Origin of the sequence: Pseudoalteromonas sp. SG45-1 (assembly GCF_014164135.1) — a bacterium.
In the GTDB taxonomy this organism is placed as follows: domain Bacteria; phylum Pseudomonadota; class Gammaproteobacteria; order Enterobacterales; family Alteromonadaceae; genus Pseudoalteromonas; species Pseudoalteromonas distincta.
The window spans coordinates 104,686-127,082 of sequence record NZ_JACJEP010000003.1 but is presented as its reverse complement, the minus strand read 5'-3'; the positions used below and the strand labels follow the sequence as shown (position 1 = coordinate 127,082).

Annotated in this window: 24 protein-coding genes, 3 tRNA genes and 1 riboswitch; of the genes, 20 read left to right on the top strand and 7 right to left on the bottom strand. The window is 40.9% G+C overall.

Annotated features, from left to right (window positions below; translation table 11 throughout):
• The first annotated feature begins 13 nt into the window (after nucleotides 1-13).
• On the top strand, nucleotides 14-223 hold the full coding sequence (locus H5117_RS04350; RefSeq protein ID WP_002960797.1) for a hypothetical protein: 210 nt from the start codon (nucleotides 14-16) through the stop codon (nucleotides 221-223).
• A gap of 250 nt (nucleotides 224-473) precedes the next feature.
• Here the strand turns inward: H5117_RS04350 and epmB are convergent, their stop codons facing one another.
• Entirely contained in the window at nucleotides 474-1,499 is a 1,026-nt protein-coding gene (gene epmB / locus H5117_RS04345) for an EF-P beta-lysylation protein EpmB (protein WP_182736354.1), read from the bottom strand.
• Between the two features lie 41 nt (nucleotides 1,500-1,540).
• On the opposite strand from epmB, the gene efp reads away from it, so the two are divergent.
• Nucleotides 1,541-2,107 carry an elongation factor P gene (gene efp, locus H5117_RS04340; protein ID WP_024596699.1) on the top strand — a complete coding sequence of 189 codons (567 nt, stop codon included), beginning with the start codon at nucleotides 1,541-1,543 and terminating at the stop codon, nucleotides 2,105-2,107.
• Between the two features lie 56 nt (nucleotides 2,108-2,163).
• A complete protein-coding gene (gene epmA / locus H5117_RS04335; RefSeq protein WP_182736253.1) occupies nucleotides 2,164-3,138 on the top strand; it encodes an elongation factor P--(R)-beta-lysine ligase in 975 nt (324 codons plus the stop codon).
• Between the two features lie 307 nt (nucleotides 3,139-3,445).
• On the opposite strand, the gene H5117_RS04330 is transcribed toward epmA, so the two are convergent.
• The gene (locus H5117_RS04330; RefSeq protein ID WP_182736252.1) at nucleotides 3,446-5,563 is read right to left on the bottom strand and encodes a TonB-dependent receptor; all 2,118 of its coding nucleotides are present in this window, start codon (nucleotides 5,561-5,563) and stop codon (nucleotides 3,446-3,448) included.
• 84 nt (nucleotides 5,564-5,647) lie between these two features.
• On the opposite strand from H5117_RS04330, the gene H5117_RS04325 reads away from it, so the two are divergent.
• The 8 genes from H5117_RS04325 (at nucleotide 5,648) to H5117_RS04290 (ending at nucleotide 13,324) form a co-directional block, all read left to right on the top strand.
• Complete coding sequence (locus H5117_RS04325) at nucleotides 5,648-6,046, top strand: thioesterase family protein (protein WP_024592343.1); 399 nt, start codon at nucleotides 5,648-5,650, stop codon at nucleotides 6,044-6,046.
• A gap of 126 nt (nucleotides 6,047-6,172) precedes the next feature.
• On the top strand, nucleotides 6,173-6,571 hold the full coding sequence (locus H5117_RS04320) for an META domain-containing protein (protein ID WP_032826923.1): 399 nt from the start codon (nucleotides 6,173-6,175) through the stop codon (nucleotides 6,569-6,571).
• Between the two features lie 107 nt (nucleotides 6,572-6,678).
• Nucleotides 6,679-6,793, top strand: a riboswitch (TPP riboswitch).
• A gap of 140 nt (nucleotides 6,794-6,933) precedes the next feature.
• Nucleotides 6,934-8,886 carry a phosphomethylpyrimidine synthase ThiC gene (thiC, locus tag H5117_RS04315; RefSeq protein ID WP_220491753.1) on the top strand — a complete coding sequence of 651 codons (1,953 nt, stop codon included), beginning with the start codon at nucleotides 6,934-6,936 and terminating at the stop codon, nucleotides 8,884-8,886.
• Nucleotides 8,887-8,992: 106 nt separating this feature from the next.
• Nucleotides 8,993-9,994, top strand: a complete 1,002-nt coding sequence (locus H5117_RS04310) for an FAD-dependent oxidoreductase (protein ID WP_182736251.1) — start codon at nucleotides 8,993-8,995, stop codon at nucleotides 9,992-9,994.
• Between the two features lie 7 nt (nucleotides 9,995-10,001).
• Nucleotides 10,002-10,196, top strand: coding sequence for a sulfur carrier protein ThiS (thiS, locus tag H5117_RS04305; RefSeq protein WP_002960781.1), 195 nt, complete (start codon nucleotides 10,002-10,004; stop codon nucleotides 10,194-10,196).
• Nucleotides 10,197-10,201: 5 nt separating this feature from the next.
• Nucleotides 10,202-10,993, top strand: coding sequence for a thiazole synthase (locus tag H5117_RS04300; protein ID WP_182736250.1), 792 nt, complete (start codon nucleotides 10,202-10,204; stop codon nucleotides 10,991-10,993).
• A 10-nt stretch (nucleotides 10,994-11,003) separates the two neighbouring features.
• Complete coding sequence (thiE, locus tag H5117_RS04295; protein WP_182736249.1) at nucleotides 11,004-12,539, top strand: thiamine phosphate synthase; 1,536 nt, start codon at nucleotides 11,004-11,006, stop codon at nucleotides 12,537-12,539.
• A 35-nt stretch (nucleotides 12,540-12,574) separates the two neighbouring features.
• Complete coding sequence (locus H5117_RS04290; RefSeq protein WP_182719903.1) at nucleotides 12,575-13,324, top strand: HesA/MoeB/ThiF family protein; 750 nt, start codon at nucleotides 12,575-12,577, stop codon at nucleotides 13,322-13,324.
• 813 nt (nucleotides 13,325-14,137) lie between these two features.
• On the opposite strand, the gene asd is transcribed toward H5117_RS04290, so the two are convergent.
• Nucleotides 14,138-15,004, bottom strand: a complete 867-nt coding sequence (gene asd, locus H5117_RS04285) for an archaetidylserine decarboxylase (RefSeq protein ID WP_004336058.1) — start codon at nucleotides 15,002-15,004, stop codon at nucleotides 14,138-14,140.
• 15 nt (nucleotides 15,005-15,019) lie between these two features.
• Nucleotides 15,020-16,078: a small ribosomal subunit biogenesis GTPase RsgA gene (rsgA, locus tag H5117_RS04280; RefSeq protein WP_004336055.1), complete on the bottom strand. Its 1,059-nt coding sequence runs from the start codon at nucleotides 16,076-16,078 to the stop codon at nucleotides 15,020-15,022.
• A 121-nt stretch (nucleotides 16,079-16,199) separates the two neighbouring features.
• On the opposite strand from rsgA, the gene orn reads away from it, so the two are divergent.
• The 4 genes from orn to H5117_RS04260 all read left to right on the top strand — a co-directional run bounded on the left by orn (nucleotide 16,200) and on the right by H5117_RS04260 (nucleotide 17,336).
• On the top strand, nucleotides 16,200-16,745 hold the full coding sequence (gene orn / locus H5117_RS04275; protein ID WP_004336052.1) for an oligoribonuclease: 546 nt from the start codon (nucleotides 16,200-16,202) through the stop codon (nucleotides 16,743-16,745).
• A gap of 277 nt (nucleotides 16,746-17,022) precedes the next feature.
• Nucleotides 17,023-17,098, top strand: a tRNA-Gly gene (locus tag H5117_RS04270).
• A 43-nt stretch (nucleotides 17,099-17,141) separates the two neighbouring features.
• A tRNA-Gly gene (locus tag H5117_RS04265) sits at nucleotides 17,142-17,217 on the top strand.
• A gap of 43 nt (nucleotides 17,218-17,260) precedes the next feature.
• Nucleotides 17,261-17,336 (top strand) — tRNA-Gly (locus H5117_RS04260).
• A 234-nt stretch (nucleotides 17,337-17,570) separates the two neighbouring features.
• Here the strand turns inward: H5117_RS04260 and H5117_RS04255 are convergent.
• From H5117_RS04255 to H5117_RS04245, 3 genes are all read right to left on the bottom strand, one after another.
• Complete coding sequence (locus H5117_RS04255) at nucleotides 17,571-17,999, bottom strand: secondary thiamine-phosphate synthase enzyme YjbQ (RefSeq protein ID WP_024595808.1); 429 nt, start codon at nucleotides 17,997-17,999, stop codon at nucleotides 17,571-17,573.
• Entirely contained in the window at nucleotides 17,996-18,463 is a 468-nt protein-coding gene (locus tag H5117_RS04250; RefSeq protein ID WP_024595807.1) for a chemotaxis protein CheX, read from the bottom strand. Before H5117_RS04250 ends, H5117_RS04255 begins: the two co-directional genes overlap by 4 nt.
• A 75-nt stretch (nucleotides 18,464-18,538) precedes the next feature.
• Nucleotides 18,539-18,976: a transcriptional repressor gene (locus H5117_RS04245; protein WP_002957918.1), complete on the bottom strand. Its 438-nt coding sequence runs from the start codon at nucleotides 18,974-18,976 to the stop codon at nucleotides 18,539-18,541.
• Nucleotides 18,977-19,071: 95 nt separating this feature from the next.
• Here H5117_RS04245 and H5117_RS04240 point away from each other — a divergent pair, with 95 nt between their 5' ends.
• The 5 genes from H5117_RS04240 to H5117_RS04220 all read left to right on the top strand — a co-directional run bounded on the left by H5117_RS04240 (nucleotide 19,072) and on the right by H5117_RS04220 (nucleotide 22,389).
• On the top strand, nucleotides 19,072-19,692 hold the full coding sequence (locus tag H5117_RS04240) for a MarC family protein (RefSeq protein ID WP_002957920.1): 621 nt from the start codon (nucleotides 19,072-19,074) through the stop codon (nucleotides 19,690-19,692).
• A gap of 123 nt (nucleotides 19,693-19,815) precedes the next feature.
• Entirely contained in the window at nucleotides 19,816-20,748 is a 933-nt protein-coding gene (gene dusA / locus H5117_RS04235) for a tRNA dihydrouridine(20/20a) synthase DusA (RefSeq protein ID WP_039485439.1), read from the top strand.
• 245 nt (nucleotides 20,749-20,993) lie between these two features.
• Nucleotides 20,994-21,674, top strand: a complete 681-nt coding sequence (locus tag H5117_RS04230; RefSeq protein WP_182736248.1) for a PspA/IM30 family protein — start codon at nucleotides 20,994-20,996, stop codon at nucleotides 21,672-21,674.
• Between the two features lie 9 nt (nucleotides 21,675-21,683).
• Nucleotides 21,684-21,890 carry a PspC domain-containing protein gene (locus H5117_RS04225; RefSeq protein ID WP_002957924.1) on the top strand — a complete coding sequence of 69 codons (207 nt, stop codon included), beginning with the start codon at nucleotides 21,684-21,686 and terminating at the stop codon, nucleotides 21,888-21,890.
• Between the two features lie 172 nt (nucleotides 21,891-22,062).
• The gene (locus H5117_RS04220; protein WP_002957925.1) at nucleotides 22,063-22,389 is read left to right on the top strand and encodes a hypothetical protein; all 327 of its coding nucleotides are present in this window, start codon (nucleotides 22,063-22,065) and stop codon (nucleotides 22,387-22,389) included.
• Nucleotides 22,390-22,397 lie beyond the last annotated feature (8 nt).

The following is a 22,397-nucleotide window of genomic DNA, read 5'->3' as shown; positions in this document are numbered from 1 at the left end:
TCAGGTTTGTTATATGAATATATCAGGCACAAGTTTACCCGCTGTTTCTGGCTCAGGCCAAGGCAGTGAGCTTTATAGCGCTGCTTTATCTAAAAAGCAGCAACTAGCAGATGGCGCAGCAGCACTTGCACTTATTGAAGGTGCTGCACAATCGTCAAGTGCACAAACACCGGCTAAGTCGGTAACTGCATCATTGGGTAACAACGTAAATATATATGTTTAAACTAGGGCGTGTTGATCTTTGCGGATTGAAATTTGTTCAATCTAGGGGCGATTAAATCGCGGCGCGAGCTTTGTAACCTAGTGGGCTAAGTAAAAACCGAGTAACAAAGAGTTCATCGCCCCTAGGAAGAACCCGAAGGGCAGCGCATGTTTGGCATTTATGCTGCGTTATCGCCTATTTATGGGGAATAACCACACTACACAGGCTCAGCCTTGCCTAAAAGCCAAACATACTGCTGCAAATTCAACCATCAAAGGTTAACACGCCCTAACTTAAGATCGATAGGTGTTTTACTTTTTTGACCACCTATTTCTCTAACTAATTTAGGCACTAAAAATCCAGGCAGGGCTTTTAATAGCTCTGCCATTATTTTTATAGCGTCTTCTTCGTTAATATCAAAGTGGCTGGCCCCTTCAACTTTATCGAGCAAATACAAATAATACGGTAATACGTCTGCGTCAAATAACGCTTCGCTTAAATTTATTTGCGCATCGAGCGTATCGTTCACATCTTTTAAAATTACAGCTTGGTTTAAAAGCGTTACGTTTGCTTGTTTAAGCTTTTGCATAGCTGCTTTAAAATCAGCGTCTATTTCATTGGCGTGGTTTATGTGATTAATAAAAATAATTTTTAATGGCGATTTTGCTAATCGCTCACATAACTCATCGGTAACTCGCGTCGGTATAACTACTGGTAAACGGCTATGAATTCGCATTCGTTTAATTTGTGGTAATTGCTCAAGCTCATCTAAAAACCAACTTATTGCATCGTCTTTGGCCATCAGCGGATCGCCACCACTTAAAATCACTTCGTTTATATTGGCATCAGATTTTATGTAGCTTAGTGTTTCAAGCAGGCTTTTTTTATTAAGTTGGTTTTCTTGATACGGAAAATGCCTTCTAAAGCAGTAACGGCAATTTACAGCACAGCCGGTTTTAAACATCACTAAAACACGCGATTTATACTTATGTAAAAGGCCTGGTTGGTCGTTATCTTGCTCAAGTAGGGGATCTTTATTAAAACCCGATTTAGTCAAAAATTCTTGATGGCGTGGCATAACTTGTAGCAAAAGAGGATCGTTTGGATCGCCTTTGCGTATTTTTTTTATAAAAGGGATAGGCACGCGTACCGGAAATAAACTACGGGCTTTTAGGTCGTTTTCATGGACTTGGCTCGATAAACCGACCATTTCAAGCAAGGTTTTTGGGCAGGTAACTACATTTGCTAATTCTTTTTGCCAGTTTTTATGCAAATTTGCTTCATTTCTTTGTATCATTGGCATGTAGATTACTCGAAAAAATATAAATAGAGGAAACGATGGCGAATTATAGCACCAACGAGTTCAAGGGCGGCCTAAAAATTATGATGGACGGCGAGCCTTGCAGTATCTTAGAAAATGAAATGGTAAAACCTGGTAAAGGCCAGGCGTTTAACCGTGTTCGTATCCGTAAACTTATCTCTGGTAAGGTGCTTGAAAAAACCTTTAAATCGGGTGAATCAGTTGAAGGTGCTGATGTAATGGATACTGATTTAGCGTATCTATACACAGACGGCGAATTTTGGCATTTCATGAACAACGAAACATTTGAGCAAATTGCTGCTGACGAAAAAGCACTAGGCGATGCAGTAAAATGGTTAGTTGAAAATGATTTATGCACAATTACATTATGGAACGGCAGCCCTATTGCTGTTACACCACCTAACTTTGTTGAGCTTGAGATCACTGAAACAGATCCTGGCCTTAAAGGCGATACAGCGGGTACTGGTGGTAAACCAGCAACGCTTAGCACAGGTGCTGTAGTACGAGTTCCATTATTCGTACAAATTGGCGAAGTAATTAAAGTAGACACTCGTAACGGTGAATACGTAAGCCGTGTTAAGTAAGCTTTAACATTGTTTATAAAATCCCAGCTTACGCTGGGATTTTTTTTGGAGAAAATATGTCAGCAGATCTTTGGGCCCCAAGCGCAAGCATTGAAACACTAAAGCAACGCGCAGCGATATTACGTAGCATTCGTGAATTTTTTTATGCACGTGATGTTTTAGAAGTAGAAACGCCAAGCTTAAGTGCTGCCAGTGTAACCGATGTGCACTTAGCTAGTTTTAATACCAAATTTGTAGGTCCAGGGCATGCTGGTGGGCTTCCTCTATTTTTACAAACATCTCCAGAGTTTGCCATGAAACGCTTGTTAGCAGCAGGCTCAGGCGCTATTTTTCAGCTTTGTAAAGCATTTAGAAATGAAGAAGCGGGTAGCCATCATAATCCAGAATTTACAATGCTGGAATGGTATCGCCCAGGCTTTGATGAATTTGCACTTATGGATGAAATGGATGAGCTTATGCAGCTTGTTTTAGGTGTCGATCCTGCAACTAGACTTACCTATCAGCAAGCGTTTGAACAAGCACTCGGACTTGACCCGCTAACCGCAAATATAGAGCAATTAAAGCAACTAGCGTGTGAGCAGGGGTTTGCTGATATAGCCCAAAATGAAACGCATAAAGATACCTTACTGCAATTATTATTTTGTATGAAAGTGGAGCCCACAATAGGACAAGATAAGGCATGTTTTGTTTATCACTTTCCAGCTTCTCAAGCGGCACTAGCTCAAATTTGTGAACACGATACACGTGTAGCAGGGCGCTTTGAGCTTTATTATAAAAATATGGAATTAGCGAATGGCTTCAACGAACTGACAAATGCCAGCGAGCAAGCTAAACGTTTTAATGAAGATAATGCATACCGCGCAGAAAATGGTTTAAAGCAAGTGCCAATGGATACGCGTTTAATTAAAGCGCTGGAGCATGGATTACCACAGTGCGCTGGTGTTGCAATGGGGATTGATAGGTTGGTAATGCTCGCAACAAACAAAGAGAAAATTAAAGACGTAATTGCGTTTGATGTGCAAAGAGCGTAATGCTTAGCCTGTAGGCGTGCAGCTTGCTGGCGCGTTAAAGTAATATTTGTAGGTGCGAATTTATTTCGCGCACGTGTAACTTAACTTTATAAATAAGCGAGGTATAAAACCTCACCTACAATAAACATCAACCCCAACAACATACGCTAAGCCTGTAGGTGCGAATTTATTTCGCGCTCATGTAATTTAACTTTATAAAAAGTGAGGTATAAAACCTCAACCACAAATAAAAACACCGCGTTTAATTTAAACGCGGTGTTTTTTATTGCTTGCTGAAAGCTTTTAGTTGAAAGCCAACTGTTATACCTTACAGATTAAGCGTAAACGTAACACCTGCTACACGAGGCTCACCGAGTTGCGTATAGGTATGCGTTGCGTAACCATCTTGTGGATCGTTACCAAACTCAAAGCCACGTGTAGGGACTGTCTCATCAAACACGTTACGAGCCCATGCGCGAACTGCCCACATGTCTGCTTCGTAGCCAAAGCTTAAATTAACTAAGTTGCTGCTTGGTGCTTGTGAGTTATGACTGTCTGAGAAGTAGTAATCGTCCTTACCTTCAACACCAACCATGCCGTAAAATGCGTTAGTAAAGTTGTAACGTGCAGTAAACGCATACTGGTATTTAGGTGACTGTGCTTGTTCGCGACCGTCTTGATTTAAGCCTGATTGTGTTACAAAGTCGTCAATTTCAGTGTTTAAGTAACCAGCACTACCTGTTAAAAATAGATTATCAGTTAGTTGGTAACTACCTTCAACTTCAAGTCCGTAGTTGCTACCAGAACTTGCGTTATCAACATAACCGGTAAATTGCTGACCTTCTACTTGCCATGCTTTTAACTGAATATCGTCGCGGTGCATGTAAAATGCTGCTAAGCGAAGTGTAAATTTGTCATCAAGTGATGAACCTTTAACACCAAATTCGCCGCTCCATAAATATTCAGGGTCAAAACTGGTGTGTTGCTGGAAAAAATCAGCGCTTAGGTTTAAGCCTTCATCTTTTGCTTTAGCCAGTGCTTCTGAGTTAATACCACCGGCTTTGTAGCCACGGGTGATGCTGGTGTAGATCATAGTGCGATCAATTACTTGATATTCAAGTGCTATTTTACCGCCAACCATTACATCGTCAGTATCTTGTATAAAGCCATTGCTATCGGTGTAGTCGCCTTGGTATTGCTCTACACGTAAACCTGTAATTAATGTTGTTTTAGGGCCAATTGGAGTCGCTACTTGACCATATACTGCAACGTTACTCGTTTCGTAAGTTGAAGAGAACGGGCTTGCTAACCATGTGTACTGGCGCTCTAAATCAACATCACGGTTTTGGTAATAAATACCCGCAACCCAGTTACCTGTTTTAGAATTAAATTGTAAATCTACAGACTGATCGTCGCGATCGCGGCTGTATAAATCAGTTGAGCTGTATCCATCTGGATGTAAGCCAGCAGCACATAACTGTGGTTCACTTGTATCGTTACATACCCAGTCTTCGTCAAAGCTATAAAGCAACTCGGTATCAATAGCCGACAGGTTTAAATTTACATCAAAAGCGTCAAAACCCGTGTAAGTATTATTAACGCCTATAGCGTAGCTTTGTTGATTATCTTGTCCTGGTTCATCGGCAACACTATTGCGGCTGTTATCAAGCGTAAACGCATCATAGCCGTTGTTTATATCAATATAGTGCAGGTTTAACTCAGTATTTAAATGCTTTGTAAGCTGGCTGTTTAATTTAAAACGGGCTACTTGTTCGTCTTGATTTTGTGTTTCGTCATTTAAGTACAGGTTATCTACGTAACCGTCTGACTTTCTACGAAAGTAGCTAACGCGTGCGCTAGTGTCATCTGTTAAGCCAGTGCTTGCTGCAATGCCTGCTTCGCGGGTGTTGTATGTGCCAGCACCTACTTGTAATTTTAAGCTTGGATCGCTTGTGGCTTTAGCTGAACCCATTTGGATCATACCGGCCATACCGTCTGCGCCAAAGCGTGTACCTTGTGGCCCACGATAAATTTCTACTTGGTCTATATCAAATAATAATGAACTGCCACCAAGGCCAGAATAGTTAATACCATCAATAACTAAGCCTACAGATGGATTAATAGGGTCTACAAATTGTGAACGAAGTCCCACGCCACGAATTTGAATATAACGACCGCGCGACGCACCAGATGCAAAATTTACATTGGCGGTACTGCCTAACATTTCGTCTAAGTAACTTGCACCACGTTGATTAATTTCATCTTCGCTGAATAAGCTCGCACTCGCGCTTAAAGTTTGAATGCTTTCGCGCTGAAAATCGCCAGTTACAACAATTCTTTCTAGGTCGCTATCATCAGCGTTAGCTGCAATTGGTGCACCAAGCAGCGGTAAAAGTGCGGCAGTAATTAAAGACAAACGTAAGTTCATTGGGTTACTTAACTCCATTTTAGGGACTCGTATGGTAGCAATTATTTAAACACATGTGCTATAAACGCGGCAATTATACGTTAAATAATCAGGATTAATAATATGACCTTTAAAGTTGACTTCAAGGTACGTGATTACGAATGTGACTTACAAGGTATCGTAAATAACAGTGTTTATTTTAATTATTTAGAACATGCTCGACATGAGTTCTTGTACGCACACGGTATTGATTTTGCTCAGTTAGCAAAAGATAAAATTAACCTAGTCGTGATGCGCAGCGAAATGGATTATAAACATTCACTATTACCAGGTGATGAATTTTATGTGGCTGTAGAGCCGCAGCGTATTAGTCGTTTAAAATTTGCGTTTAAGCAAACGGTCATACGTAAAAGGGATGAAAAAGTAATGCTCAATGCACTGGTTATAGGAACGTCTGTTAATGAAAAAGGTAGACCGTTTTTACCAGAGCAAATAGATAACGTATTTAAAACTACAACTTAGTACTTAATCGCATAACTTTTGAACTATCATAGAACAAAAATTTACATTTAAAACATGCATTTTTAACGGATAAAGGGCATAAATATTGTTACAATTACATTAATTAGACAATTAGTTAGTAGTAGCATGAAATTAGCAGCAATACCGATGCTTATAGTCGGTTTATGTGTTGGTTGCGCATCAACAGGGACGGTTACCAGTGAGCAGCTTAAATACACCCAATGGCAATTATCACGTGTTGATGGTTTAGCAATTCCACCTTCGTTTAATGCATCAATGAGCTTTATTGAAGCACTGCAAGTAAACGGTTTTGCTGGCTGTAACAAATTTTTTGGTGAAGGCTCGCTTGAAGAAAGTAACCTTACCGTAAGTAAATTAGGAATGACGCGCAAGTCATGCGGCGAAGAGCTTGATGAGTTTGAGCAGCAGTTATTACAAGCCTTAAAGCAAGGTGCAGAGCTTAAAATGCAAGACCAGCAATTAGTCATGCAAGGCGAGCAAACATTTGTGTTTATCCCTAAATAATTTTAAGTTTTTGAAAAACAGCCCCTTGCGGGCAGTTTTTAACTGACGTACACTCAGCGCAGATTTGTTGAATAATATCTTCGAATCGACGAACAAAATTTATATATCAATACTTGTCGGAGTGCCAAAGCTAAGTAATTAGTTTTTGGCTGAGATCGCGAAAGCGGGATCCGTGAACCTGATCAGGTTAATACCTGCGTAGGGAACAAGCTGCCTAAAATGGGACGCTTGTGCGTCTTTTTTTATGCGCACAATAAAGTGATTTATTTTTTAGGCTGCAAAGTAGCATGTACGCTACTTTACGATCTTTCTCTATTCCTCGGAATATCTGACAAGACAACCCTTAAGCAATGAGGCAAGTCATGTCAAATACTACAAATAAAGCGTCACGCCGAGAAACTCGTGCTGCCGCGTCTGAATATATTTATAACTTAACGGGTCAACCGTTCCCAAATTCTCATAAAGTATACGTTGAAGGTACTCAACCAGGTGTGCGTGTTGGTATGCGTGAAATCACGTTAAGTGACACGTTTATTGGCGGCACAGATGAAAACCCTGTTTATGAGTCAAACGATCCGCTTCGTGTTTACGATACGTCGGGCCCGTATACCGATCCTAATTTTAAACTAGACGTGCGCAAAGGCTTACCAAAATTTCGTGAACAATGGATTGAAAACCGTGGTGACACCGAAATTTTAGAATCAGTGACGTCGCAGTTTTCGCAGCAGCGCATGGCAGATGAAGGGTTGGATCATATTCGCTTTGATCACCTTCCAAAAATTCGCCGTGGTGTCGCTGGTAAAAACGTAACGCAAATGCACTACGCACGCCAAGGGATTATTACCCCTGAAATGGAATACGTAGCTGTTCGTGAAAATATGGGGCGTGCAGAAATCCGTAAAGAATTACTTGCCGCGCAGCATAAAGGCGAGTCGTTTGGTGCGAGTATTCCTGAATTTATTACCCCAGAATTTGTACGCGACGAAATAGCCCGCGGTCGCGCTATTTTACCAAATAATATAAACCATCCAGAAACAGAGCCTATGATTGTAGGTCGTAACTTTTTAGTAAAAGTTAATGCCAACATTGGTAACTCATCGGTTAGCTCATCTATTGAAGAAGAAGTAGAAAAAATGGTGTGGTCTACCCGCTGGGGCGCAGACACCGTGATGGACTTATCAACGGGGCGTTACATTCACGAAACGCGCGAATGGGTTGTACGTAACTCGCCTGTACCTATTGGCACAGTACCGATTTATCAAGCGCTTGAAAAAGTAAATGGTGTGGCTGAGGATTTAACGTGGGAGATTTTCCGCGATACGCTTATTGAACAAGCCGAGCAGGGTGTTGATTACTTTACTATTCATGCGGGTGTACTGCTTCGCTACGTACCAATGACGGCTAAACGTGTAACCGGTATTGTGTCGCGCGGTGGCTCAATTATGGCTAAGTGGTGTTTAGCGCATCACAAAGAAAACTTTTTATACACGCACTTTGAAGACATTTGCGAAATTTTAAAACAATACGATGTGTGTTTTTCATTAGGTGATGGTCTTCGCCCAGGCTCGATTGCTGATGCCAACGATGAAGCGCAGTTTAGTGAGCTGCGCACATTAGGTGAACTGACTAAAATTGCGTGGAAACACGACGTACAAGTATTTATTGAAGGCCCAGGGCATGTGCCAATGCACATGATTAAAGCCAATATGGATGAGCAATTAAAGCATTGCGACGAAGCGCCATTTTACACTTTAGGCCCGTTAACGACCGATATTGCACCAGGGTACGATCATATCACCTCTGGTATTGGGGCGGCCCAAATAGCATGGTACGGCTGTGCAATGCTTTGTTATGTAACACCTAAAGAGCATTTAGGCCTGCCAAATAAAGAAGATGTAAAAGAAGGCTTAATTACCTACAAAATTGCAGCGCACGCCGCCGATTTAGCAAAGGGGCACCCAGGCGCGCAAGAGCGCGATAACGCGCTATCAAAAGCACGTTTTGAGTTTAGATGGCATGATCAATTTAATATTGGTTTAGATCCAGAGCGTGCTCGTGAGTATCACGACGAAACCCTGCCGCAAGAATCAGGCAAAGTGGCTCACTTTTGCTCTATGTGTGGCCCTAAATTTTGCTCTATGAAAATTAGCCAAGAAGTACGCGATTACGCTAAAGATTTAGAAACACGCGGTATTGATCCAAATGACGCTGGCGAGGCTATTGAGATCAAAATGATTGATGTAGAAGCCGAGATGAAAGCTAAATCTGCCCAGTTTAAGCAAACAGGCTCAGAAATTTACCACAAAGCGGTATAGCAATAAGTTAGATACAGATGTAGGTGAGGTTTTATACCTCGCTTCTTTAAACATTGAAGAAGTGCGAGTGAGTTCGCACCTACTAATAACTGCTTTTGGAGGTTTTATGTTTTATAACATTGCTGTGGTGGGTTTTGGTTTAGCAGGGCGCTTAGCTGCCCTTGAGCTAAGTAAGTTGCATCATGTAACGGTGTTTGAAGCTGACGATGAGCAAACCCCAAATAGCGCCGGTAAAGTGGCTGCAGCAATGCTTGCCCCGCTGGCTGAGTCGGTATTGTGTGAGGCTGATTTAGCTTTAATGGGTCTTGATTCAATGAAGCGCTGGCCAGAAATAGTGAGTGAACTTGAGGGGGATGTGTTTTTTCAGCAGCAAGGCACATTGGTCGTTGCGCATCAGCAAGATAAGGGCGACCTACAAAGCTTTACTCAGAGAATAAAGCCCATAGCAGGGCACAGCGCTCAGGCATTGAATGCTCAGCAAATAGCGCAGTTAGAGCCAGAGCTTGCTAATCGGTTTAACCAAGGTCTATTTTTACCCTGCGAGGGGCAAATAGATAACCAAGCCTTTTATAAAGCAAGTTTTACCATGCTCAACAAGCGCAAAGTTAAGTGTGTGTTTAACCAGCGCGTAACCATTAAAAACGGCGAAATAAATAATCGACCATTTGACTACATTATAGATTGTCGTGGGCTTGGTGCTAAAAGTGATAAACCGCTTAGAGGTGTGCGCGGTGAAGTCGCAAGGCTATATGCACCTGAAGTAAATTTAACGCGACCTGTGCGTTTAATGCATCCGCGTTACCCAATTTATATAGCGCCTAAACCTAATCATGAATATGTAATTGGTGCGACCGAAATAGAATCGCAAGATAGCGGCGCCGCAACAGTGCGATCAACTCTTGAGTTACTTTCAGCGGCTTATACCGTACACAGCGGATTTGCCGAAGCACGGCTACTTAATATTCAAACCGGATTACGCCCTGCATTTAGCGATAACCGTCCAGAAGTATCACAAGTTGGTAGTGTAATTAGCATTAACGGCTTATATCGTCATGGTTATATGCTGGCACCGGCATTAGTGGCGCAAGTAGTTTCACGAATAGAGTGAGAATAAAATGAACATTACAATTAATGGCGAGCTACTTAATGTTAATAGCAAAGCACTCGTCGAGGTACTTCAAAGTTTTGGTGCGGTTGCGCCTTTTGCTGTGGCTGTTAATGGCGAATTTATTCCACAAAGTCGGCACAGTAACTATGTACTTAATGAAGGCGACAGTGTTGAGTTGCTGTCACCCATTCAAGGCGGATAAAGCTCATGCAAACTAAAGACTGTTTAACTATTTATGGTGAGCAAGTAAATAGCCGTTTATTAATAGGCTCTGCGCTTTATCCGTCGCCCGATATTATGACCCAATCGATAGTCGCCTCTGGTGCTGAAATTGTTACCGTGTCGCTTAGGCGCCAACAAAGTGCAGCAGCCGGTGATGACTTTTGGCAGTTAATAAAAAATACAGGCTTAAAAATACTGCCTAATACCGCCGGGTGCCACAGTGTTAAAGAAGCCATAACGCTTGCAAAAATGTGCCGAGAGGTATTTGCCACCGATTGGATTAAGCTGGAGCTGATTGGCGATGATTATAATTTACAACCAGACCCTTTTACGTTACTTGAAGCCACAAAAATATTGATTGATGATGGCTTTAAAGTATTGCCTTATTGCACCGATGACTTAGTACTTTGCCAGCGCTTAAATGAGCTAGGGTGTGAGGTGCTTATGCCGTGGGGGGCGCCAATAGGCACCGGTAAAGGCTTGTTAAATAGCTATAATTTAAAAACTATTCGAGAGCGTTTACCCGATACCACATTAATAGTAGATGCTGGTTTAGGTTTGCCATCGCATGCCTGCCAAGCACTCGAAATGGGGTATGATGCGGTATTATTAAATTCAGCCATTGCAGGGGCGGGCTGCCCAATTACTATGAGCCGCGCATTTAAAGCCGCAGTTGAAGCAGGGCGCTTTGCATATCAAGCAAAAGCAATGCCTGAAAAAGACGTTGCAGCCCCATCAACCCCAACAATGGGTATGCCATTTTGGCATCAGCAGTGAAGGAAAAAATATGAATAACGTAGTGTGGACAATTGCCGGATCTGATTCGGGCGGCGGTGCAGGCATTCAAGCTGATATAAAAGCAATGCAAAGTTTTGGTGTACATGGCTGCACGGCAATTACGGCGCTTACTGCACAAAATAGTTTAGGCGTAGAAGCTATTAATGCGGTGTCTACCGATATTATTGAATCGCAGTTACTAGCGCTTGAAAAAGACATGAAAGCCAAAGTTATAAAAATTGGCATGTTAGCCAATGTGCAGCAAATTCAGCTGATCAGCGAACATATAAGCCACTATAAAGCTAAGTGGCCTGTGCCTCCCGTTATTGTATATGACCCTGTTGCGATTGCCTCAAGCGGTGACTTACTAACAGAAGAAGACACCGTCAGTGCAATAAAAGAATGCCTACTGCCGCTGGTGGATGTAATAACCCCAAACACCCACGAAACACAGTTATTAACCGGTGTGTATTTAATTGGCCCGGCTGCAATAAAAGAAGCGGCTAATAAGCTATTAAGCTGGGGGGCAAAAGCTGTTGTTATTAAAGGCGGGCACTGGGATTACCCAAGTGGCTACTGCATTGATTATTGTATTGATAGTAATACGCAAAATGGTGAAGAATACTGGTTAGGCAATCAAAAAATACAAACCCCGCATAACCACGGCACCGGATGTAGCATGGCTTCGGTCATTGCTGCGTGTTTAGCTAAAGACTACCCATTAAAAGATGCCTTTATTTTAGCTAAAGCATATATAAACCAAGGGCTAAAACAGTCGGTACGCTATGGCGAAGGGATTGGACCGGTTGCTCATACATCGTTCCCCACTAATTTAGCTGACTACCCACAAGTAATTGAGCCAGGGAGCTGGCTTGGCGATGAACTCGATTTTGATGTGCCGCTTGATTTTAATATGGCTGCTGATTTTGCAACGTGCGAAAGTAAATCGCTTGGCTTATATGCAGTTGTAGATAGTACCGATTGGCTAGAAAAGTGCTTACAACAAGGCATTAAAACAGCTCAGCTGCGCGTTAAGAATAAAATCCAAGATGAGCTTGATGGGCTCATTAAGCAAGCCGTTGAGCTGGGAAAGCAATACAACGCACAGGTATTTATAAATGACTACTGGCAGTTAGCTATTAAGCACGGTGCATATGGCGTGCATTTAGGGCAAGAGGATTTAGACATTGCTAATTTAGCGGAAATTAAAGATGCTGGGTTAAGGCTTGGGCTTTCTACTCATGGTTTTTATGAAATGCTGCGTGCGCATAATTATCGCCCTAGTTATATGGCATTTGGTGCTATTTACCCAACCACAACAAAAGATATGACAGGCCAAATACAAGGTCTTGAAAAGCTCATTAAATTTGTACCTCTTATGCAAAGCTACCCAACAGTAGCAATAGGCGGCATTGATTTAAGCCGTGCTGAGCAGGTAGCTAAAACAGGCGTGGGCAGTGTTGCCGTAGTGCGTGCGATTACCGAAGCTGATAATTACGTAGAGGCTATAAGCGCTCTGCAAGTGGCCATAAGCAGTGCCAATTAAAACTAACAAGGGTAATACTAATAAGGCTGATAAACGTGAGTGAGCTAAGCGATAAAGAAACCCTGCGTTACAGCCGCCATTTATTGCTTAGAGAAGTTGGGCTTGAAGGGCAATTAGCACTTAAATCCTCAACGGTTGCAGTAGTGGGGGCTGGTGGTCTAGGTAGCCCAGCGCTTTTATATTTAGCCGCTGCAGGTATTGGAACGCTTATTTTAATTGACGATGATGAGGTTGAGCTTTCAAACTTACAGCGCCAAGTGCTTTATAAAATAAATCACTTAGGACAAAGCAAGGTCGCCGCAGCGGGTAAAGTATTAGCGAGTCTTAATAATCAAATAAACATAGTAACGCATTGTCAAAAGCTAGATGAGAGTAATGCAGCTAACATGCTCAAAGGTGCTGACATCGTACTTGATTGCTCTGATAATTTTAGTACTCGCTATAGTGTAAACCGTTATTGTATTAGCAATAAAACACCGTTAATTTCGGGTGCTGCACTCGCAACCAAAGGGCAATTAATGGGCTTTGATTTTAGGCAAAGTGATAGCCCATGTTATGGCTGTGTTTTTCCACAGGGCGAAGCTACACCGGTTATCAATTGCAGTAACGCTGGGGTTATTAGCCCGTTACTTGGTGTAATAGGCTCTATGCAGGCGCAACTTACGCTCAACTTATTGCTGGGGCATGCAGAGGGAGGTGTGTTTATAACCTTTGATGCGCTCACTTTAAAACAACAGCACTTTAAAGTGATTAAAGATTCAGAGTGTAAAGAGTGTGGTAAATAAGTTTTTGAGGGGCTTGTGCCTTTTATTAAATGTAGCGTTAAAGAATTAAAAGCTGCGCTTTTCGCGTGAGCAAGCTTCACGCCTACAATATATCAAACTTTTGCACCAAGCTTGTTGACGCACAGCTTGCTGGCGTGACGAGCAAAGCTCGTAATTTCTATGCTTTGGTGTCTTCTCATTTACTCCTATTTGTGCAATAAGATCTTAAGTGATTTATTCACAAAGAGGTTAAGAGGGCGCTTCGCTTTAGAGAAGTAAAAATAAATAATTACTATGTTTTATGTCTTCTCATTTACTCCTCTTTTACTTCTCTTTGTGCAATAAGGTTTTAAGTGATTTATTCACAAAGAGGTTGAGAGGGCGCTTCGCTTTAGAGAAGTAAAAATAATTACTATGTTTTATGTCTTCTCATTTACTCCTCTTTGTGCAATAAGGTTTTAAGTGATTTATTCACAAAGAGGTTAAGAGGACGCTGCGCTTTAGAGAAGTAAAAATACATAATTACTATGTTTTATGTCTTCTCATTTACTCCTCTTTTGCTTCTCTTTGTGCAATAAGGTTTTAAGTGATTTATTCACAAAGAGGCTAAGAGGGCGCTGCGCTTTAGAGAAGTAAAAATAAATAATTACTATGTTTTATGTCTTCTCATTTACTCCTCTTTTGCTTCTCTTTGTGCAATAAGGTTTTAAGTGATTTATTCACAAAGAGGTTAAGAGGGCGCTGCGCTTTTCGCGTGAGCAGGCTTTGCGCCTACAAAAATAAAAAACCGCGTTTAAATAACGCGGTTTTTTGATTTCTAATTAACGATTTATTTTAGTCGTTAATTTTTGCAAACGCAGTACCTAAGCGAGTAACCACTTCTGGTAGTTGGTCATCCAGTATTTCAGCTTTATCAGCACCCCATGCTAGTACCACAGTAGAGCCTAACTTAAAGCGACCCATTTCTTCACCCTTTTTAAGCGTGATAGCGTTATCGCCAGTGGTTGGGTATTTCCAACTAAATACATCGCTACCTGCTGGTGGCGTGACAGTACCTGCCCAAATAGTTTCTATGCTGGCTACAATTGTTGCGCCAACAAGTACCATAGCAAGCGGACCAATTTCAGTTTCAAAAATTGCTACTACTCGTTCATTACGTGCAAACAAGTTAGGCACGTTTTGCGCGGTAAGTGGGTTTACTGAAAATAAATCACCTGGCACGTAAATCATTTTGCTTAGTGTGCCATCAATTGGCATGTGAATACGGTGGTAATCTTTAGGTGCTAAATAAATAGTGGCAAACTTACCGCCTAAAAATGGTGTTGTATCATCTTGTGAGCCGCCTAGTAGCGCTTGTAAGCTGTAATCGTGACCTTTAGCTTGTATTAGCTGTCCGTCAACAATATCGCCTAGCTGGCTGATTGCGCCATCCACTGGATGAATGATTATATTGCTATCTTCTACCATTGGGCGCATGCCGTCTTTTAAAGGGCGAGTAAAAAATTCATTAAAGCTTTTATAATGAGCCGGATCTGGGTATTGGGCTTCGCTCATATCTACTTTATATTGCTTAATAAATAGTTTAATTAAAGTCGTTGTTAAAGCACCTGCTTTAGCTGCGGCTAATTTACCCACTACGCGTGAAATAAAGTGTTTTGGCATTGCGTACTGCATTGCGATTTTAAATTTGTCTAAACTCACAGTATTTATCCTAAATTATACGCGAGGCGCACGGGCGCCTGCACGGCCATCGGCCATTGTTTCTAAAATTCGGTGGTAGCTGTCAAAGCGCAATTGAGAAATTTTGCCATCTGCTACAGCTTCTTTAACTATACAGCCCGGATCGTTTAAATGTTTACAGTCTCTAAAGCGGCATCCGCCTATAAATTCTCTAAACTCTTTAAAGCACCAGGTTACACGCTCAACATCTAAATGCCATAAACCAAATTCTCGAATTCCTGGCGAGTCGATTAGGTTACCGCCACTTGGTAAATGGTGAAGGCGTGAAACAGTTGTTGTGTGCTGGCCTAGGCCGCTGTTTTCAGATACTTCTTTAGTTAATATTTCAGCGTTAGGTAATACAGTATTAACGAGGGTTGATTTACCCACACCACTTTGACCAACAAAAATGTTATTTTTACCAACAAGTACTTCTTTTAATTCATCAATACCATTACCCGATATATTACTAACAAGGAGTACTTGGTAATCAAGTTTACGATAGATATCGAGAACTTTTTGTATTTCGCTAAGACCTGCGTCATCAATTAAATCTATTTTATTGAGTACTAAAATTGGCTCAATACCCATATCTTCACAGGCTATTAAATAGCGGTCGATAATACTTGGGGTAAACTCAGGTAATACCGCCGATACCATGAGTATTTGATCAATGTTAGCCGCAATAACTTTTACGCCGTCGTAAAAGTCAGGGCGGGTAAGTTGCGAGCGACGCTCTTGCGTGGCTTCAATTACTCCGGCTAAATCACCTTCACTTACTTTGGCACGGCGAAACAATACCTCATCACCACACACTAAATTTGACACGGTACGTCGTATATTACAACGAAGTACATCGCCATTTTCAGTTTCGACATCGGCGTGTTGGCCAAAACGACTGATCACAATTGCGCTCTCGACCTGACCTAAATTATCGGTTTGCCACTCTTGCGCGCCTTTTTTAGCTGGTCTTGAGTCTGCGCTATTAATGCGCTTTTGGTGGTTGGCCTTGATCTGACGCGATTGGCCTTTACTTAATTTTTTCTGTTTTGCCACTGGAGGCCTATAACCTTAGTTAAATGTCGCTTTTCCTAAAAAAAGCTTTAGCTCGACGGTTGATGCTAATATGATATATCGAAATGCGTTGGATCTAAAGGAAAGCACCGCTTAGGTAATTATGACTATTAATAAATCAAATTTAATTTGGCTCGATCTTGAAATGACAGGACTCGAACCAGAGACCGATAAAATACTCGAAATTGCGACGGTTGTCACTGACGCAGACCTGAATATATTAGCCGAAGGGCCAACCATAGCTATTCATCAAAGTGATGAATTACTAAATGGTATGGACGAGTGGTGTACTACGCAGCATGGTAAGTCGGGTTTAACAGCGCGCTGTAAAGCAAGTACATTCGATGAAGAGTATGCCGTGGCACAAACGTTAGATTTTTTAAAACAGTGGGTGCCTGCAGGTGTATCACCAATGTGTGGTAATTCAATTGGGCAAGACCGCCGCTTTATGAATAAATACATGCGTGAACTTGAAGATTTTTTTCATTACCGCAATCTTGACGTGAGTACTATTAAAGAATTAGCACGTCGCTGGAAACCCGAAGTGCTTGCAAAAGTGAATAAAAAAGGCTCGCACCTTGCTTTGGATGACATTAAAGATTCGATTATGGAATTAAAAGTCTATAGAGAAAATTTCTTTAATTTGTAAAAAACACTTGCAAACACATCGGATTATTGTAGAATCCTGCCCCGCTCAAGACGATAACCCACGCGGGGTTAGTGTGTTTGAGTTGTTTTTATTGTGGTCGTTTTACATCCATAATTAAAATGCGGTACTAGCTCAGTTGCTAGAATGTTGAACGCGACCCGTCGCGCTTAAGCGTAAAATAACTGAAGAAATAAAAAATGCGGTACTAGCTCAGTTGCTAGAATGTTGAAAGCGACCTGTCGCGCACCAACGTAAAATAACTGAAGAAATAAAAAATGCGGTACTAGCTCAGTTGGTAGAGCGCGACCTTGCCAAGGTCGAGGTCACGAGTTCGAGCCTCGTGTACCGCTCCAATTTCTAACCAAAAGAAATTGTAGTGTTGAGTGAAAATATAATGCGGTACTAGCTCAGTTGGTAGAGCGCGACCTTGCCAAGGTCGAGGTCACGAGTTCGAGCCTCGTGTACCGCTCCAATTTCTAACCAAAAGAAATTGTAGTGATTAAAAGAAGTAAAATGCGGTACTAGCTCAGTTGGTAGAGCGCGACCTTGCCAAGGTCGAGGTCACGAGTTCGAGCCTCGTGTACCGCTCCAATCTTTTTATATCCTTTCAAAATTCTCTGTATTAAAAATCATAAATAAAATTATAATTTAAAATCTCTCTTATCTACTTTATTCTATGTACAATATTCAGCATTAAAGTTTTGGTTGTTAGAAATTATTACTTCGCGCGCCTAAGATTTACGTCTATAGAGTGGCGTATTTTGAATCTATGAGGGTATGGCTGAAGAAAAACAGAGGTTAACATTTTAAACCGAGAAGCTTGAGTTAAAAAAGCTCCCCCTGAATAGTTGCTATAACTCGTCTAGAGCCACCAGAATCACGATGTTCACCTAAATAAATACCTTGCCATGTACCTAACGCTAAATAACCATTTGAAATAGGAATACTTAACTCGCAGCCTAACGTACTGGTTTTTATGTGTGCAGGCATGTCGTCGTCACCTTCATAATCGTGGCGATAATAAGGCTGACGCTCAGGAACGAATTTATTGAAATGGCTCTCCATGTCCATACGAACAGTGGGGTCTGCATTTTCGTTTATTGTAAGGCTCGCTGAGGTATGCTGAATAAATAAATGCAACAAACCAACTTTATAACTCGCCAGTTCAGGCAGCTGAGACAATATTTCATCATCAATTATATGAAAACCTCGCGGGCGAGGCTTTAATGTAATTTGCTTTTGCTGCCAACTCATAGTTTATCGAAACTAACTTCAATGTTTGCATTACCAGCATCACAGCTAAATGGCATGATGATTTTTTTACCTTGGCTTTTGTGAGTAATTGTATGACCCTTACCCGATACCACAATAGGCGTTGCCATATCAAAGTCGAAGCCTTTCTCGCCAAGTAAATTTTTAGCACCACCTGTTACCATGTTGGTTATTTCGCCAACCATATCAGTAACTTCTTCATCTATAGCATCAGGGCGTTCGCCAAGCATACGCTCCATGATGGTTAATGCTAGTTCTTCATCAAATGTTATTGAAAATGATCCTCGCGTTTGCGGGCCAACCATCCCAATCAAACCTGATACATCACCACAGGCTATCTCATCAGTTTTAATGCGAGGTTTACCTGGCTTCAATTGAGTTTGAGCCATAGTGCTCAAAACATTAATTAAAGAAGATAAAAAAGGATTGATGAATTCTACATTCATAGTGGCTACTCTTAAATTTGTTCTGTGAAATGACTATATAGTTTGAGTATAGTCACTAAGGATAACTTTGAAGGATTATGATGCTCTGCAAGATTCACATTTACCATGTGCTTCTATTGTCTGCCCTGATACAACAAACCCACCTTCGGCAGCTAAATTATTTAGCTCATGCGAAATTACACTCGAGTGTAATTCTTTGACAAAACCACAGGTATCGCAAATTAACAATTGTACTGGGTGTATATGATCAAAATGATGACACAGCATAAATGCATTTGTGCTTTCAATTTTATGAATAAAACCTAGCTCAGCTAAAAAGTCTAATGCACGATAAATAGTTGCAGGTTTAGCACCCGTTTCAGTTATTTTTAATTGCTCAAGCAAATCGTATGCACCAACACCACCTTGTGCGCTGGCTAATAGGCGAAATACTTTCTCGCGGATAGGCGTAAAACGCGCGCCACGGTTGTCACAAACTTGTTTTGCTTTACTTACGAGTGATTCTATATTCATCATTACTCTTATCCTTATGCTACCGTGATATACTAACATACTGTGTTGTAGTTGCAGCGTTTTTATTAAGCGCTTTTTACCTAGGAAACCCAGTAATGCACGAACTATTAGCTATATTTATTTTCTTTTTTGCGGTTATAGACCCCATTGGTACTGTACCTGTATTTATTGCAGTCACACGTGGTGATGATGAGAAATTTAAACGTAAAGTTATATATAAAGCGGTAGGCGTATCTGCATTAGTGCTCTTATTTTTTGTACTTGCAGGTGAGCAATTACTTAACGCAATTGAAATTCCGCTTTCTGCTTTTCAAATAGCCGGCGGTATCATATTACTTATTTTTGCGCTCTCAATGATATTTGGTGAAAGTAAACCAGAAGCCGAAATTAAAAGTGTACGCGACAGCACTGAAACCGCTATTTTTCCGCTTGCGATTCCCTCTATCGCGAGCCCTGGCGCTATGTTAGGCGCCGTATTAATGACTCGTAATGAAGAATATACCTGGGTTGAGCAGTTACTAACGTCTTCGATGATGCTTGCTGTATTAGCGGTTGTACTGGTTTTGTTACTGCTTGCAACACATGTACATAAATTAATTGGTGATAGTGGTGCAAGTATAATAAGTAGAATTATGGGGCTTATTTTAAGCTCGGTTGCGGTTACCAATATTTTAAATGGCATAGCCCATTATTTTGGCTTGCAGGTTTTCTCTTAACATTGATGCTCGCTAGGCTTTTGTGTAAAATGCAGCGCCTTTTAAGCTGTGCTTAATAACTTTAATACCCTGAGGTTTGCTTTGAATAAATGTACTTTGGATAGACGCTTTTCTGTGGCCCCAATGCTTGATTGGACTGATCGCCATTGTCGTACTTTTCATCGCAAAATGACTAAACATACTGTGCTTTATACTGAAATGATAACCACAGGGGCTATTTTATTTGGTCGAGGCGACTACTTACATTTTAATAAACACGAAGGCCCAGTTGCGCTGCAACTTGGTGGCTCTGATCCTAAAGCGCTTGCGCAATGTGCAAAACTTGCAGGTGAGCGTGGTTATGACGAAATAAATTTAAATGTAGGTTGCCCGTCAGACAGAGTTCAAAATGGCCGATTTGGCGCATGTTTAATGGCTGAACCTCAATTAGTTGCTGAGTGCGTAGCAGCAATGAAAAACGAAGTAAGCATTCCTGTTACCGTTAAAACGCGTATTGGTATTGATGAGCAAGATTCGTATGAGTTTTTATGTGCGCTTATTGAAGCGTCTCATAAAGTAGGGTGTGATGATTTTATTATTCATGCTCGTAAAGCATGGCTTAATGGTTTAAGCCCGAAAGAAAATCGTGAAGTTCCACCGCTTGATTATCCACGTGTTTATCAACTTAAAAAAGATTATCCGCAGCTAGACTTAAGCCTAAATGGCGGTGTTAAAACAATTGAGCAGAGCCTAGAACATTTGCAACATATTGATGGTGTAATGATTGGGCGTGAGGCTTACAGCAACCCATTTATGCTCAATGACGTTGATGAGAAAATTTATGGTGATGCTGCAAACACGCAGTCACGCCACGACGTAGTGCGTTCAATGTATGACTACATTGAAGAAGAAATGCGTTTGGGTGCTAATTTTTGGCATATTGCACGTCACATGCTCGGTATTTTTCAGGGGCAGCCTGGTGCGCGAGGTTTTAGACGCCACCTTTCTGAAAGTGGTCACGGTAAGCAAGCTGATTTATCGGTAATGGATAAAGCATTAAGCTTTGTACCAGAATAAAAACTAAGCTTTAAAAATTCTAAATTTTAGCCACTTTCGAGTGGCTTTTTTGATCCTAAAAATTAGTCAAAATCATAATTTATTGGCCAATTACACTCTATGTTGTTCAGCTTAAAGTCACTAAAATTTAGAGTGATTGTTGTTTACCATTATGATTTTAAATGCTTTATTTTCTTTTTGATGGACTTGGCACAACTCTTGGAATCTTCTTGTTGAAATTAATTAAAAATCAACAGGAGAATACCATGGGAATATTTAACCGCGTAAATGATGTAATTCAATCAAACATTGTCGCCATGCTTGATAAAGCAGAAGATCCAAAAAAACTTTTAAACCTAATGCTTACCGAGATGCAAGATGCATTGAATGAGTGTCGTAGTACAGCAGCCGCTTTATTGTGTGAAGAGAAAGTAATTAATCGCCAAATTGATACTAAAAAAACAGAATTAGCAGCTTGGCAAATAAAAGCAGAACGTGCGGTTGAGAAGGGCAGTGATGACCTTGCTAAATCAGCTTTACTTGAGAAGCAACGCGTTAACGAAAGCATTGAAAATAAGCAAACTCAACTAGAAACATTGCAAGAGTCTATTGCAAAAATTAAGTCTGATTGTGAACGCTTGCAGCAAAAAATGGCTATGGCTAAAACTAAGCAAGCTCAGTTAATGCAACGCCATAATGTTGCTATTGCTAGAGGGCGAATCAGTACGCAACTACAAAGCGATAAAGTAGCTCATGCGTTGTCTCGTTTTGAACAAATAGAGCAGCGTGTTGAAGGTATTGAAGCTCAAGTAGAGGCTTATGAGCTGACTGATACAGCAAGTTCTACCAGTGCCCAAATTGAGTCGTTAGTTAAAAATGAAAAAATTGATGCTGAGTTGGCTCGCTTAAAGGCGAACTTAAATACTAATTTAAAACACACTGCTTAGGAGATTGCTATGAACAGCTTTAATCGTCAACAAGGTTGGTATAAAGATACTCTGAATAAAAAAATATCGGGTGTTTGTAGTGGTTTAGCCCATAGATTGGACTTTCCGGTTTGGGCAACACGCGTAGTTACTATTTTGTTGTTTTTGAGTTTTCCGTTTGCAGTTGCACTTGGCTATTTTATAGCGCATTGCTGCCTTGAAAATAAAGAGTATTAATACCAACAGGCATAAATATTTGAACAATTTAACGAATTAAATCACCCTATAACGTTGTTAAAAATTTTAATTTAGAACAGCTAGGTATAAAAATTTTTGCCTAGTTATAGCGCAATTTTCTTATCGTTAAATAGGCCTCATATATAAGCCGGTTGGTATAAGGAGAGTTACTATGAAAGCTTTGGCAGTATGTGTAATTATCTATTTATTACTGTTTACTGATTTAATAACGTTTGTGCAGATTGATTCTTGGCAGTTGCCGTTATGGATTGCTGACATTAGTTGGGCTGGGCTCGAGCTTGTAGGTGCTTTGGCCGCAATTATTGCTGTAGTTGCGGTAGTGGCTTTAATTACTATGGGATTAGTTGGTGCGGGTGTAGTGGCATTAGCAGGGACTGTTTTAGCGCTTTTATTCGGATCTATAATGATTGCATGGCCGTTACTATTTGTTGCAGTGTTGTGTTGGCTTGTTGCCGATAACAAAAAAGTAGCCTCTTAATCCTTAAT